Origin of the sequence: Shewanella electrica, assembly GCF_022321485.1 — a bacterium.
Classification (GTDB): domain Bacteria; phylum Pseudomonadota; class Gammaproteobacteria; order Enterobacterales; family Shewanellaceae; genus Shewanella; species Shewanella electrica.
The window spans coordinates 1-254 of the sequence record NZ_JAKOGG010000516.1; the positions used below are offsets into that span (position 1 = coordinate 1).

The following is a 254-nucleotide window of genomic DNA, read 5'->3' on the forward strand; positions in this document are numbered from 1 at the left end:
CTCGAAGGTGAACAGTGAGTGAGTGAGTTATTCAGAACCCAGGATTTGGCGAAAGTGAAGCGATGAGCAGTGATAGGAATATTGGGGTTGCCTTGGACTTTTCCAAAGGAAGCAAAATCGCTCTCAAATGGGCTATTGACAATCTTATCAGCAACGGTGACACTCTCTACATCGTCCACACCAAGCCTTCCGGAGGAAGTGAATTCCGAAATCTTCTCTGGTCCACCACTGGTTCACCTCTGATTCCGTTGTCG

The 254-nt window shown here is 47.6% G+C and carries 1 protein-coding gene; it reads left to right on the forward strand.

Annotation, left to right across the window (positions count from 1 at the left end; all coding sequences use genetic code 11):
- Positions 1-62: 62 nt before the first annotated feature.
- Positions 63-254 (forward strand): universal stress protein (locus L9G74_RS24450; RefSeq protein WP_500142681.1); only part of this gene is annotated, 192 nt, incomplete at its 3' end.